Raw genomic sequence first — 13,345 nt, 5'->3', positions numbered from 1 at the left:
CGGTGTCTTACATCATAACCACATCGAACTGCTCTTGATTATAGAGCGGCTCAATTTGTACCTTCACCTGCTTGCCGACAAAGATTTCCACTTCCGCCAGCGCATGCGACTCTTCCCCTTTCAGGGTTTCCGCCACCGCAGGGGAAGCATAGACCAGGAAGCGATCGGAATCATAAGCATGATGTACGCGGACGATCTCACGCATAATCTCATAGCACACCGTTTCCACCGACTTTACCGTTCCACGTCCGTGGCAGGTTGGGCACTCGTTGCACAGCACATGCTCCACGCTTTCACGGGTGCGTTTACGGGTCATCTCCACCAGGCCCAGCTGGGAGAAGCCGTTAATGCTGGTCTTCACCCGATCTTTACTCAGCGCCTGCTCTAAAGAGTGCAACACCCGTCGACGGTGATCTTCATTGTTCATGTCAATGAAATCAATGATGATAATGCCGCCGAGATTACGCAAACGTAGCTGGCGGGCTATCGCCTGGGTGGCTTCGATGTTGGTATTGAAGATCGTATCGTCAAGATTGCGGTGCCCGACAAAGGCCCCGGTGTTGATATCGATGGTGGTCATCGCCTCGGTCTGGTCGATGATCAGATAGCCCCCGGATTTGAGCTCGACTTTACGCTCCAGCGCGCGCTGAATTTCGTTCTCAACGTCAAAGAGATCGAATATCGGCTGACGGCCGCTGTAGTGTTCCAGCTTGCTGGTCATTTCCGGGATATATTCGGCGGTGAATTCGAGCAACGCCTCATAGGTCAGGCGCGAGTCGACGCGAATGCGATCCAGTTGCGCATCGGCAAAATCACGCAGCACGCGCTGGGCCAGAGCCAGCTCGCCATACAGCTGATAGCGGGTCTGGTTGCGCTTTTTGCGCTCCATCACCTTGGTCCATACGCGCTTAAGATAAGCGGCATCGGCGGCCATCTCCTGCTCGTGAACGCCTTCCGCAGCGGTGCGAATGATAAACCCGCCCTGCTCATCGCAATATTCTGCGACGACCTTTTTTAGGCGCTCGCGCTCGGCTTCGCTTTCAATCCGCTGAGAGACCCCCACGTGGGAGGCGCCTGGCATAAAGACCAGATAGCGGGAAGGCAGGGTAATATCGGTGGTCAGACGCGCGCCTTTGGTACCCAGCGGATCTTTAACCACCTGGACCATCAGGTCCTGGCCCTGGCGCACCAGCTCCGAAATATCGCGCACGGTAAACTGCTTTTGCTCCTCACCGGCGACGCACTCGGTATGCGGCATGATATCGGAGGCGTGAAGGAACGCCGCCTTATCCAGACCAATATCTACAAAAGCCGCCTGCATTCCCGGCAGCACTCGGCTAACACGACCTTTGTAGATATTGCCTACTATTCCGCGTCGCGCTTCACGCTCAATATGGATTTCCTGCAGAATACCGCCATCAATATACGCAACGCGCGTTTCGGATGGCGTTACGTTAACTAATAATTCAGCCGTCATCTTTATCCCTTTCCTTTACGCAGTGAGTTAAAGTTACTGAGCAACTCATACGTTTCCACCAGCGGTAAGCCGACTACGGCGTGATAGCTGCCATTAATCTTCCTGACGAAGCAACCACCCAACCCTTGAATACCGTATGCACCTGCTTTATCTAAAGGCTCGCCGCTGGCCACATAATCGGCGATATCCTGCTCGCTGAGCCGCCGGAAGGTCACTTCCGTGACCACCAGACAGTCCAGCGTTTGCTGCTTATCCGCCAGCGCCACCGCGGTCATGACCTGATGGGTGTGGCCGGAAAGCAAACGCAGCATCGCTGCAGCGTGTTCGGCGTCGCGCGGTTTTTCCAGCACTTCGCCGTTCAAAATGACAATCGTATCCGCTCCCAGCACCGGCAAATCGCGGGTGGCCATCGCCACCCCGGCCTGCGCTTTTTCGCGCGCCAGGCGGACGACATAGTGCTGGGCGCTCTCCTGCGGCTGGCGCTGCTCCTCGATACTAGGAACCAGACGCTCGAAAGCGAGACCAAGCTGAGTCAGCAGTTCCTGCCGACGCGGGGAACCAGAAGCGAGATACAGAGTTGTCATATCAACCTTATTGCACTGCAAATTGCTGACGCACTTTACGCATCAGCAGGAAGAGCCATGGCCAGAGGATGCCGTTTACTACACTACTCCAGAATACTTCCGGACGGAAAGAGACGTTGATCACTAAAAACTCTGCCCAGAAAACAATGATATCCACGGCCAGGGATAACAGCATTACCACCAGCGCCTGCTGCCACAGCGCCAGGTTACGGAACAGCTGATACTTCAGCGCGACCAGATAGGCGACGATGCTTAAAGACAGCGCGCGAACGCCGAGCGTTGAACCGCTGATGAGATCAAGAATAGCCCCCATCACGAAACCCGTCCCCACGTTTACCCGGTGCGGCAACGCGAGTATCCAGTACAGCAGGATCAATAATACCCAGTTGGGCCGGAAAACGCTGATGTCCGCCGGCCAGGGCATAATTTGCAGCAATAGCGCGATAAGAAACGAGAGCCAGATAACCCAGCGTCCCTGGCTACGGTAACTTGCCACTATTGCCCCCCTGCAGGCTGCGACGGCTGAGGCGGCGTCAACCCGGTGGCGGGCGCCGGCATCTGCGGCCCCATCGCATCCGGCGCAGGCAGTACCTGCGGCATCATCTGCATCAGACGTTCGTTAGCCACCCGATGAACCTCTTCCGGGGTCATCGGGTTAGCGCCATTACGATCGGCGCCCCACAGCAGCAACAGATAGCGCAAGCGCTGCAGCCCGGCCGTCGGACGCGCCTGAATCACGGTATAGGCGCGCTGGGTGTCCAGTTTCACCGAGGAGACTACCCCGACCGGATACCCTTCAGGGAAACGACCGCCGAGACCGGAGGTCACCAGCACGTCGCCGACGCGAATATCGGTATTCGCCGGCAGATGCTCAAGCTGGAGATCGTCCGTGCAGCCGTTACCGGCGGCAATGACGCGAATGTCGTTACGCAGAACCTGGATCGGCAGCGCATGAGTGGCATCGCAGATCAGCAGCACTCGGCTGGTCATTTTCGCCACGGCCACGACCTGCCCCACCACGCCTTTATCGCTGATAACCGGCTGGCCTTCGTAAACACCGTTCACGCTGCCTTTGTCAATAACCACCTGATCGCTGTAAGGGTCGTTGACCGTTGAGATGACCTGCGTCACCATTTTTTGCTCGTCCTGGCGCAGCGGCGAGCCAAGCAGTTCACGCAGGCGCGCGTTCTCCTGCTTGTACTGGCCCAGCATCAGCAGATCGCTGTTTTTCAGCAACAGCTCCTGGCGCAGCGCGCGGTTTTCCAGTTCGAGCTGGTCGCGGGTAGCTAGCGTCTGCGATACGCTGTCGAGCAGTTCCCGGGGACCATTAGAGACAAAGTAGAAAGGGCTGACGGCTGTATCCATGTACGTTCTGATTTGACTGAACGTACCCAGGCGGCTGTCGGCGATAATCACGCCAAGCGCCACCAGCACCGCCAGAATAAGGCGAATCTGTAGCGAGGGGCCACGGCTAAAAATTGGCTTCATAGGCTATGCGTATTCTCGTGTCAGTAAAGACCAGGGGCAGCTCGTATGCCGCCCCGGACCTTCAGGCTGACTACTCTTCGCTAAACAGGTCGCCGCCGTGCATGTCGATCATCTCCAGCGCCTTGCCGCCGCCACGCGCTACGCAGGTCAGCGGATCTTCAGCAACCACGACTGGAATACCGGTTTCTTCCATTAACAGACGGTCCAGGTTGCGCAGCAGCGCACCACCGCCGGTGAGAACCATCCCGCGTTCAGAGATATCAGACGCCAGTTCCGGCGGGCACTGCTCAAGGGCAACCATGACCGCGCTCACGATGCCGGTCAGAGGCTCCTGCAGCGCTTCAAGAATTTCGTTTGAGTTCAGGGTGAAGCCGCGTGGCACGCCTTCCGCCAGGTTACGACCGCGCACTTCAATTTCGCGCACTTCATCGCCCGGGTAAGCCGAACCGATTTCATGCTTGATACGTTCAGCGGTCGCTTCACCGATCAGGGAGCCGTAGTTACGACGCACGTAATTGATAACGGCTTCGTCGAAGCGGTCACCGCCGATACGTACAGAAGAGGAATAGACTACGCCGTTCAGGGAGATAACCGCCACCTCAGTGGTACCGCCACCGATATCCACCACCATGGAGCCGGTCGCTTCAGAAACCGGTAAGCCTGCGCCAATCGCTGCCGCCATCGGCTCTTCGATCAGGAAGACTTCACGGGCGCCTGCGCCCTGCGCGGATTCACGAATAGCGCGACGTTCGACCTGGGTTGCGCCAACCGGTACACACACCAGCACGCGCGGGCTCGGGCGCATAAAGCTGTTGCTGTGCACTTGTTTGATAAAGTGCTGCAGCATCTTTTCCGTCACGAAGAAGTCAGCGATAACGCCGTCCTTCATCGGGCGAATCGCCGCGATATTACCCGGGGTACGGCCGAGCATCTGCTTCGCTTCATGACCCACGGCGGCGACGCTTTTCGGCGATCCGGCACGATCCTGACGAATGGCCACCACGGAAGGCTCATTCAATACGATGCCTTGTCCTTTTACGTAAATAAGGGTATTCGCGGTACCCAGGTCAATGGACAGGTCATTGGAAAACATGCCACGAAATTTTTTTAACATACTAAGGGATAATCCTGAAAGCTGGGGCGGAAAACAAAATCCGCTTACTTTACCAACCACACGCAGCAGCGACAAGGCGCAAAAATCACCTGCTGCGGTGAAAATTAGTGCAGTTCATTTCCTTTGTTACAAATTTTCCCGACTCCGTTCATTGCTGAAATCTTCAGCAGCGCTCCACGCCTGAATTTGTAACCTGTCAAAGGAGGGTCACTGGCATTTACATTGCGATGATCCGGCAGGTAGACAAGCACACCCCCTTCACGATGGCGCGCGTTATTCTACGTGAAATCACGCTAAACGGCAGATCAAACCGAGTATCTTTGCGAATATTTTTTCACATTTGTGTCAAGTGGCTGTGAGGCGGCAAAAAATTCCCCCTGCCCGCCCGTGACACCGCATTGGGACAGTACCAACCACTCGCTGCGGCTGCGTACGCCCGTCGCAAAAACTTGCATAGGCATGCCTTTACAGGCTTCCACCAGGCTTTGCACCAGCAGTTGGTTCTCGCTGCGCTTTTCGATGTTGCGCGCCAGACCCGGATGCAGTTTGATCAGCTCCGCATCCAGCTGCTTGATCCAGCTGGTTCCAACCAGGGTTAACCCCGCCTGAACCACTGCCACCCGAACGCCCAGAGCGTTAACCAATCGCATAACCGGCTGCAGACGGCCGATATATTGACAAACATCTGCCTCTGCAAGTTCAAAAATAATCCGCTGACGCTGCGATTTTTCACACTGCATCAAGGCATCGCGCAGCCAGCGCTGGAAACGCGGACGGATCAGCGACTCCACCGACAGCTGGAGCGCCAGATTCTCCTCGGGCCAGAAGCCTAAAAACGGCAGCAGGCGCGTTACCTGCAGGCGGTCATACTCCTCCGCCAGGCCAAACTGCAGCACCATCGGCATGTATTCCGCTGCAATCACCTCTTCTTTACCGTCGTACATCCGCGACATCAGTTCACGATGATGTACCCGCCCGTCGCGGGTGACAGCTGGTTTTTGGTACAACCGCGGCCCGCCGCGGCTCAGCATCTGTTCGATCAGCGTTCGCCAGCGAACGTTGCCGCGACCTTTCTCCGGAAGGGTGTCATCATAGACCGACCAGCTGTTGCTGCCCTGCAGCACCGCGTTGCGCGTTGCCGCTTCCGCATGTTCCATCACCTGCGCCGCCGATTGCCCGCTGCGGAAAGAACAGATGCCGATATGCATCATATCGTCGCGATCGAGGATACGCGTTGGAGGCAGCGCATCCATCGCCTTCAGCAACAGGCCGGCGATACTATCCGCCTCTTTCAACGTACGGTGCGGCAGCAGCACGGCGAAGTCGCTACGGTGATAGCGCGCCAACAGCGCGCCGGGGTAACGCATAATAAAGGTAGAGAGCAGGTTGATAAGCGTAAAGTAATGTTCTTCGGCCGCCGCCCGTCCCCAGTTGTCCCGTAGCAGATCAAACTCCGGCAGACGGATCATCATCACGATGCCGTAGGCTCCCACCTTCTCCTGGTCTTCCAGCAGCGTGGCCAGCTGATTGTCAAAAAACAGGCGGTTATTCAGTCCGGTTTTCGAATCCTGCGCCGCGTAGGAGCGAATAAGCGTATCCATCCGGCTGCGCTGATCGCTGGCGAACTGCAGCTCCGACAGCAGCATATCCAGCGCGCTGCTGGTGCTGGCCGGCCATTCATAGACCGACCCGCGCACCTGCGGCCCGCGCTCGCCGCTCAGGATACGCGTGGAACGCAGCTCCAGCAGCTCCTGGCCGGCCAGCTGGCGGCGGATCCAGCGGACGGCGAAGAAAATAATTACCACCATGAAGCCAATGGAGATCGACAGCGGGGCAGTGATCGACAGCGAACGGAAATAGTTCACCATCGGGTCAACGTAGACCAGATGCAGCGTAATACCAGGATGTTTAAGCGACTGAACCGTGATCTCACGGAATTGCTCATGGCTGCCGAGCGGGCGATAGCTATCGGGTCGGGAATGGCTGTAGAGCGGTTTGCCGTTGAGCATGAAATCGATATGCACGATCTCGATCGGCGTCATCAGCTCATCCAACTGCGGTTCAAGCTTATCGAAAGAGGTGGTGATGAGCCGGTTATCCAGCATGGTCGCCACCGCCTGAACGCGGTTTTCGACCTTGTTCTCAATGCCGTTATAAAAACTCAGCGAAGCGCCAATCAGCGTGACAAAGATGGTCAGGCTAGTTAGCAGCGTAATAAAGGCTGAGAACTTCGTCGTTAATCGCATCCCTGTGTTAACTCCGCGAGTGAATGACTACCCGATGAACCATCAGGCTCCCGTGCCGGCGCGCACCTTGCCGCAAGCATTAACCTTTTAAAGCGCGACGCATACTATCAAAGATGGCGAGTCTGGCAATGGAATGCGTATTATCGGTAAAAGTATGCCGATAGCGAGTATAGTTTGCAGAAAAAATTTGCCAATCGTCGCCCGCCTGCGGCCTGCGCCAGAAGCGCTTTAATTTTAGACGCAGGATGACAAACCCGCGCCGGCGGCGCAAATTATTACCGCTATACCGTCTGGCCAGCTTACCGCCCCCTTTTCCCTGCTAAAGATGCCGGGTCATGCGCGGCAAAGGAAACGTCTTGCGCCACTTTCCGATGATTCCTGGACGACCGCGCCTCTGCTTCGGCGGCGGCTCCTCATCCTAATGTGCAATTTTTCGTGACATATTCGCCATTCATCGCCGTCTCCGTCATGCTTAGGAAAACGCATGACGGAGGACACCATGAAAAGAAAAAAACTGACGGAAGCCGACGTCACGGCCGAATCCGTTTTTATGCTCAAGCGGCGCCAGGTGCTGAAAATGCTGGGTATCAGCGCGACCGCGCTTTCCCTTCCCGCCGCCGCGCAGGCCGACCTGCTGGACTGGTTTAAAGGCCACGACCGCCCACCAGCGCCAGCGGGCAAGGCCCTGGAGTTTGCTAAACCCGCCGAGTGGCAGGCTAATCTGACGCTTACCCCAGAAGATAAGGTCGCCGGTTACAATAATTTTTATGAATTCGGCCTCGATAAAGCCGATCCGGCGGCGAACGCGGGTAGCCTGCGCACCGATCCCTGGACGCTCACCATCGGTGGCGAAGTGGCGAAACCTCTGACCCTTGACCATGACGATCTGACCAAACGCTTCCCGCTGGAAGAGCGCATTTATCGTATGCGCTGTGTGGAAGCCTGGTCGATGGTGGTCCCCTGGGTCGGCTTCCCGCTGCATAAACTGCTGGCGCTGGTGGAGCCCACCAGCAGCGCGCGCTATGTGGCCTTCAAAACCCTCTATGCTCCGGATCAAATGCCCGGCCAGAAAGACCGGTTTATCGGCGGGGGGCTCGCTTACCCTTACGTGGAGGGGCTACGGCTGGATGAAGCGATGCACCCGCTGACGCTACTCACCGTCGGGGTGTATGGCAAAGCGCTGCCGCCGCAAAACGGCGCGCCGGTCCGCCTGACCGTGCCGTGGAAGTACGGTTTTAAAGGCATAAAATCCATTGTTAGTATCGAGCTGACCCGCGAGCGGCCGCCAACCACCTGGAACCTGGCGGCGCCGGACGAATACGGCTTCTTCGCCAACGTCAATCCGCACGTCGATCACCCCCGCTGGTCGCAGGCTAGCGAGCGGTTTATCGGCGCCGGCGGCGTGCTCGATGTGAAGCGTCAACCGACGTTGCTGTTTAATGGCTATGCCGACGAAGTGGCGTCGCTGTATCGCGGCATGAATCTGCGGGAGAACTTCTAGTGCGTTTCACCGTCAAACAGATCGTCTGGCTGAAGGTTTTACTTCACCTTGCGGGGTTTTTGCCGCTGGTCTGGTTATTCTGGGCCGGGCACCAGGGCTACTTTAGCGCCGATCCAGCCAAGGATATTCAGCACTTTACCGGCAGAATGGCGCTTAAGTTTCTGCTGGCGACGCTGCTGGTCTCTCCGCTGGCGCGCTATGCGAAGCAGCCATTATTGATTCGCGTTCGTCGGCTGTTAGGTTTATGGTGTTTTGCCTGGGCGACGCTGCACCTGACCAGCTATACCCTACTGGAGCTGGGCATTAACAATCTGGCGCTGCTGGGCTCGGAGATTATCACCCGCCCCTATCTGACATTGGGCATGATCAGCTGGGCGATTCTGCTGGCGCTGGCGGTGACCTCCACGCAAGCGATGCAGCGAAAACTGGGGCGTCGCTGGCAACTTTTACACAACTTCGTCTATCTGGTGGCGATCCTCGCGCCGATACACTACCTGTGGTCAGTGAAGATCGTCTCGCCGCAGCCCGTTATATATGCCCTGCTGGCAGCGGGGCTATTGACATGGCGTTACAAGAAGTTCCGCCAGTGGTGGCGCGCAATCCGGTAATGTGCAGTTTCCCGCAGATCCTTTATCAACCGCGACTCTTTTTCAGATAGCGGTTGATAATCTTCCCTGATAAGACCAGTATTTAGCTGCCAATTGCTACGAAATCGTTATAATGTGCGACTTTGGTTTTCCTGACGGGGTTTTCTGACCCTGAAAAGGTGACAAGGGCGCATTGAAGGTATATGTTGTTTTTTACCCGAAAATGGCAGGAGATCGCCACACAATGGCAGTGAAGTTTCACATTTTGCTTTTGAATGGTCCAAACATTAACATGCTCGGTACCCGCGAGCCTGAGAAGTATGGCCCTCTCACGCTGGCTGAAATTGTTAACCGTTTAACATCTGAAGCGGCGGCGCTGAATGTGAGTCTGGATCACCTGCAGTCCAACGCGGAGCATGCGTTAATCGACCGAATTCATCAGGCTAAAGACAACGTGGACTATATCCTGATTAATCCGGCCGCGTTCACGCATACCAGCGTAGCAATCCGTGACGCTTTGCTCGCCGTGAACATCCCGTTTATCGAGATTCACCTGAGCAATGTGCATGCACGCGAACCCTTCCGCCAGCACTCGTATCTGTCAGATGTCGCCGCTGGCGTCATTTGCGGGCTGGGGGCGGATGGCTATTCATACGCTTTACAGACGGCGGTAAAACGCCTGTCACAATCACACTAAACAAAGAGTACGGAACCCACTCATGGATATTCGTAAGATTAAAAAACTGATCGAGCTGGTTGAAGAATCAGGTATCTCCGAACTGGAAATTTCTGAAGGCGAAGAGTCTGTTCGCATCAGCCGCTCTGCACCGGCCGCAAGCTATCCGGTTATGCAGCAGGCTTATGCTGCGCCGATGATGCAGCCTCAGGCGCCTGCCGCCGCGACTGCCGCACCAGCTGCTGCGGCTGAAGCGCCGGCGAAAGCGGAAATCAGTGGTCACATCGTACGTTCCCCGATGGTTGGTACTTTCTATCGTACGCCGAGCCCGGACGCGAAAGCGTTTGTGGAAGTTGGCCAGAAAGTTAACGTGGGCGACACCCTGTGCATCGTCGAAGCGATGAAAATGATGAACCAGATCGAAGCCGACAAAGCCGGCGTGGTGAAAGCCATTCTGATCGAAAGCGGCCAACCGGTAGAATTCGACGAGCCGCTGGTAGTTATCGAGTAACGAGGCGAACATGCTGGATAAAATTGTCATCGCTAACCGTGGCGAGATCGCACTGCGCATCCTGCGTGCCTGTAAAGAACTGGGCATCAAGACTGTCGCTGTGCACTCCACTGCGGATCGCGATCTAAAACACGTATTGTTAGCGGATGAGACGGTCTGCATCGGTCCGGCTCCGTCCGTAAAAAGCTATCTGAACATTCCGGCCATTATCAGCGCCGCTGAGATCACTGGCGCGGTAGCGATTCACCCGGGTTATGGCTTCCTCTCTGAGAACGCTAATTTTGCTGAGCAGGTTGAGCGTTCCGGCTTTATCTTCATCGGCCCGAAAGCCGACACTATCCGCCTGATGGGCGACAAAGTGTCCGCGATCACCGCCATGAAGAAAGCCGGCGTCCCGACCGTTCCGGGTTCTGACGGCCCGCTGACCGACGACATGGACGCTAACCGCGCGCATGCCAAACGCATCGGCTACCCGGTGATCATCAAAGCCTCCGGCGGCGGCGGCGGTCGCGGTATGCGCGTTGTACGTAGCGACGCTGAACTGGCGCAATCCATCTCCATGACCAAAGCGGAAGCCAAAGCGGCTTTCAACAACGACATGGTCTACATGGAGAAATACCTGGAAAACCCACGCCACATTGAAATTCAGGTGCTGGCGGATGGTCAGGGCAACGCTATCTATCTGGCTGAACGTGACTGCTCCATGCAGCGCCGTCATCAGAAAGTGGTCGAAGAAGCGCCGGCGCCGGGCATCACCCCGGAACTGCGTCGCTACATCGGCGAGCGTTGCGCGAAAGCCTGTGTGGATATCGGCTACCGCGGGGCGGGTACCTTTGAGTTCCTGTTCGAAAACGGCGAGTTCTACTTCATTGAAATGAACACCCGTATCCAGGTAGAGCATCCGGTAACTGAAATGATCACCGGCGTTGACCTGATCAAAGAGCAGCTGCGTATCGCAGCCGGCCAGCCGCTGTCTATCAAGCAGGATGAAGTGGTGGTTCGCGGCCATGCGGTGGAATGCCGTATCAACGCCGAAGACCCGAACACCTTCCTGCCGAGCCCGGGCAAAATCACCCGTTTCCACGCGCCGGGTGGCTTTGGCGTGCGCTGGGAGTCACATATTTACGCCGGTTACACCGTACCGCCGTACTATGACTCCATGATCGGTAAACTGATCTGCTACGGCGAAAGCCGTGACGTGGCGATTGCCCGCATGAAGAATGCGCTGCAGGAGCTGATCATCGATGGCATCAAAACCAACGTCGATCTGCAGATGCGCATTATGAGCGACGAGAATTTCCAGCATGGTGGCACCAATATCCACTATCTGGAGAAAAAACTCGGCTTGCAGGAAAAATAATTCTGCTCTCTCAGCAAAAGGCCGGGTAAACCGGCCTTTTTTCTTTTTCTCTCTCCTCATCTATACCATGCGGTACAATCCCCGCTTTCTTCATCCTCAAGGGACAAAAAATGGACAAACGCTTTGTTCAGGCCCACAAAGAAGCGCGCTGGGCGCTGTGGCTGACCCTTCTCTACCTTGCCGCCTGGCTGGCCGCCGCCTATCTGCCGGGGGTGGCTATTGGCTTTACCGGCCTGCCACACTGGTTTGAAATGGCCTGCCTGCTGGTACCGCTGCTGTTCATTCTGCTGTGCTGGGCGATGGTCAAACTGATTTTCCGCGATATTTCTCTGGAGGACGATGATGCAGTTTGAGGTCATTATTCCCCTGATCGCCTACCTGGTGGTGGTGTTCGGTTTATCCCTCTACGCCATGAGAAAACGCGCCTCAGGTAGCTTTCTTAATGAGTACTTTCTCGGCAGCCGCTCGATGGGCGGCTTCGTGCTGGCCATGACGCTAACCGCCACCTATATCAGCGCCAGCTCATTTATCGGCGGACCCGGCGCCGCCTATAAATACGGCCTGGGCTGGGTGCTGCTGGCGATGATCCAGCTCCCCGCCATCTGGCTGTCGCTGGGCGTGCTGGGGAAAAAATTCGCCATCCTTGCGCGTCGCTATAATGCTGTCACCCTCAATGACATGCTGTTTGCGCGCTATCAGAGTCGCCTGCTGGTCTGGCTGGCCAGCCTGAGTCTGCTGGTGGCCTTTGTCGGCGCCATGACCGTCCAGTTTATCGGCGGCGCCCGCCTGCTGGAGACGGCTGCCGGTATTCCTTACGATACCGGCCTGCTGATCTTCGGGGTCAGCATCGCGCTGTATACCGCCTATGGCGGCTTTCGCGCCAGCGTGCTCAACGACACGATGCAGGGCATGGTAATGCTGATCGGCACGATCGTGCTGCTGGTAGGCGTGATCCACGCCGCCGGGGGGGTTGGCCATGCGGTAGAGACGCTGCAGTCGATCGACGTCAAGCTGGTGTCCCCGCAGGGCGCGGAAGATATCCTCTCGCCAACCTTTATGGCCTCGTTTTGGGTGCTGGTCTGCTTCGGCGTTATTGGTCTGCCACATACCGCAGTGCGCTGTATCTCCTACAAAGACAGCAAAGCCGTGCATCGCGGCATCATTATCGGCACCATCGTGGTGGCGATCCTGATGTTTGGCATGCATCTGGCTGGGGCATTAGGCCGGGCGGTGATCCCCGATTTAACCGTGCCGGATCTGGTGATCCCGACGCTGATGGTTAAAGTGCTTCCGCCCTTTGCCGCCGGGATCTTCCTTGCCGCGCCGATGGCGGCGATTATGTCGACGATCAATGCCCAACTTCTGCAAAGTTCCGCTACGATCATCAAAGATCTGTACCTGAACTGGCGGCCGGATCAGGCGACTAACGAAAAGCGGCTTAAACGCATGTCCGCCGGCATCACGCTCCTGCTGGGGGTCTTGTTGCTGCTCGCGGCCTGGCGGCCGCCGGAGATGATAATCTGGCTGAACCTGCTGGCCTTCGGCGGCCTGGAAGCCGTCTTCCTGTGGCCGCTGGTGCTGGGCCTTTACTGGGAACGCGCCAACGCGGCTGGCGCGCTGAGCGCGATGATCGTAGGCGGCGTCCTGTATGCCGTACTGGCCACGCTGAAAGTGCAGTTTCTGGGCTTTCACCCGATCGTTCCCGCGCTGCTGCTGAGTTTGCTGGCGTTTGTGGCGGGGAACCGTTTCGGTCGTCCCGCCCCACAGTCCCCCATTTTGACTACTGATAAATAAAGAGTTT

At 56.8% G+C, this 13,345-nt stretch carries 14 protein-coding genes; 7 read left to right on the top strand and 7 right to left on the bottom strand.

Annotated elements, in window-relative coordinates; genetic code table 11:
* Positions 1-7 precede the first annotated feature (7 nt).
* The 7 genes from rng to LPQ25_RS02310 all read right to left on the bottom strand — a co-directional run bounded on the left by rng (position 8) and on the right by LPQ25_RS02310 (position 7,180).
* Positions 8-1,477, bottom strand: a complete 1,470-nt coding sequence (rng, locus tag LPQ25_RS02340; RefSeq protein WP_002918644.1) for a ribonuclease G — start codon at positions 1,475-1,477, stop codon at positions 8-10.
* Positions 1,478-1,479: 2 nt separating this feature from the next.
* Positions 1,480-2,061 (bottom strand): Maf family protein, encoded by a 582-nt coding sequence (locus tag LPQ25_RS02335; RefSeq protein ID WP_015875196.1) that lies wholly within the window; start codon positions 2,059-2,061, stop codon positions 1,480-1,482.
* Between the two features lie 7 nt (positions 2,062-2,068).
* On the bottom strand, positions 2,069-2,557 hold the full coding sequence (mreD, locus tag LPQ25_RS02330) for a rod shape-determining protein MreD (RefSeq protein ID WP_002918648.1): 489 nt from the start codon (positions 2,555-2,557) through the stop codon (positions 2,069-2,071).
* Positions 2,557-3,549 carry a rod shape-determining protein MreC gene (mreC, locus tag LPQ25_RS02325; RefSeq protein WP_004149974.1) on the bottom strand — a complete coding sequence of 331 codons (993 nt, stop codon included), beginning with the start codon at positions 3,547-3,549 and terminating at the stop codon, positions 2,557-2,559. The genes mreD and mreC overlap by 1 nt, the downstream gene beginning before the upstream one ends.
* Positions 3,550-3,619: 70 nt before the next feature.
* Entirely contained in the window at positions 3,620-4,663 is a 1,044-nt protein-coding gene (gene mreB / locus LPQ25_RS02320; protein ID WP_002918653.1) for a rod shape-determining protein MreB, read from the bottom strand.
* A gap of 305 nt (positions 4,664-4,968) precedes the next feature.
* On the bottom strand, positions 4,969-6,909 hold the full coding sequence (gene csrD / locus LPQ25_RS02315; RefSeq protein WP_002918686.1) for an RNase E specificity factor CsrD: 1,941 nt from the start codon (positions 6,907-6,909) through the stop codon (positions 4,969-4,971).
* A 79-nt stretch (positions 6,910-6,988) separates the two neighbouring features.
* Positions 6,989-7,180: a hypothetical protein gene (locus LPQ25_RS02310; RefSeq protein WP_004144963.1), complete on the bottom strand. Its 192-nt coding sequence runs from the start codon at positions 7,178-7,180 to the stop codon at positions 6,989-6,991.
* 228 nt (positions 7,181-7,408) lie between these two features.
* Between LPQ25_RS02310 and msrP the strand changes: the two genes are divergently transcribed.
* From msrP to panF, 7 genes are all read left to right on the top strand, one after another.
* Complete coding sequence (msrP, locus tag LPQ25_RS02305; protein WP_004174108.1) at positions 7,409-8,410, top strand: protein-methionine-sulfoxide reductase catalytic subunit MsrP; 1,002 nt, start codon at positions 7,409-7,411, stop codon at positions 8,408-8,410.
* The gene (gene msrQ, locus LPQ25_RS02300; RefSeq protein WP_004185869.1) at positions 8,410-9,018 is read left to right on the top strand and encodes a protein-methionine-sulfoxide reductase heme-binding subunit MsrQ; all 609 of its coding nucleotides are present in this window, start codon (positions 8,410-8,412) and stop codon (positions 9,016-9,018) included. Before msrP ends, msrQ begins: the two co-directional genes overlap by 1 nt.
* Before the next feature lie 223 nt (positions 9,019-9,241).
* Entirely contained in the window at positions 9,242-9,694 is a 453-nt protein-coding gene (gene aroQ / locus LPQ25_RS02295) for a type II 3-dehydroquinate dehydratase (protein WP_004174104.1), read from the top strand.
* Between the two features lie 22 nt (positions 9,695-9,716).
* Positions 9,717-10,184: an acetyl-CoA carboxylase biotin carboxyl carrier protein gene (accB, locus tag LPQ25_RS02290; protein ID WP_002918736.1), complete on the top strand. Its 468-nt coding sequence runs from the start codon at positions 9,717-9,719 to the stop codon at positions 10,182-10,184.
* A 10-nt stretch (positions 10,185-10,194) separates the two neighbouring features.
* The gene (gene accC / locus LPQ25_RS02285) at positions 10,195-11,544 is read left to right on the top strand and encodes an acetyl-CoA carboxylase biotin carboxylase subunit (RefSeq protein ID WP_004174096.1); all 1,350 of its coding nucleotides are present in this window, start codon (positions 10,195-10,197) and stop codon (positions 11,542-11,544) included.
* Positions 11,545-11,654: 110 nt separating this feature from the next.
* On the top strand, positions 11,655-11,897 hold the full coding sequence (locus tag LPQ25_RS02280; RefSeq protein WP_002918740.1) for a YhdT family protein: 243 nt from the start codon (positions 11,655-11,657) through the stop codon (positions 11,895-11,897).
* Complete coding sequence (gene panF / locus LPQ25_RS02275; protein ID WP_004188394.1) at positions 11,887-13,338, top strand: sodium/pantothenate symporter; 1,452 nt, start codon at positions 11,887-11,889, stop codon at positions 13,336-13,338. The genes LPQ25_RS02280 and panF overlap by 11 nt, the downstream gene beginning before the upstream one ends.
* Positions 13,339-13,345 lie beyond the last annotated feature (7 nt).

Source organism: Klebsiella sp. KPN54798 (genome assembly GCF_021184225.1).
In the GTDB taxonomy this organism is placed as follows: domain Bacteria; phylum Pseudomonadota; class Gammaproteobacteria; order Enterobacterales; family Enterobacteriaceae; genus Klebsiella; species Klebsiella pneumoniae.
This window is presented reverse-complemented; position numbering and strand designations above follow the sequence as displayed.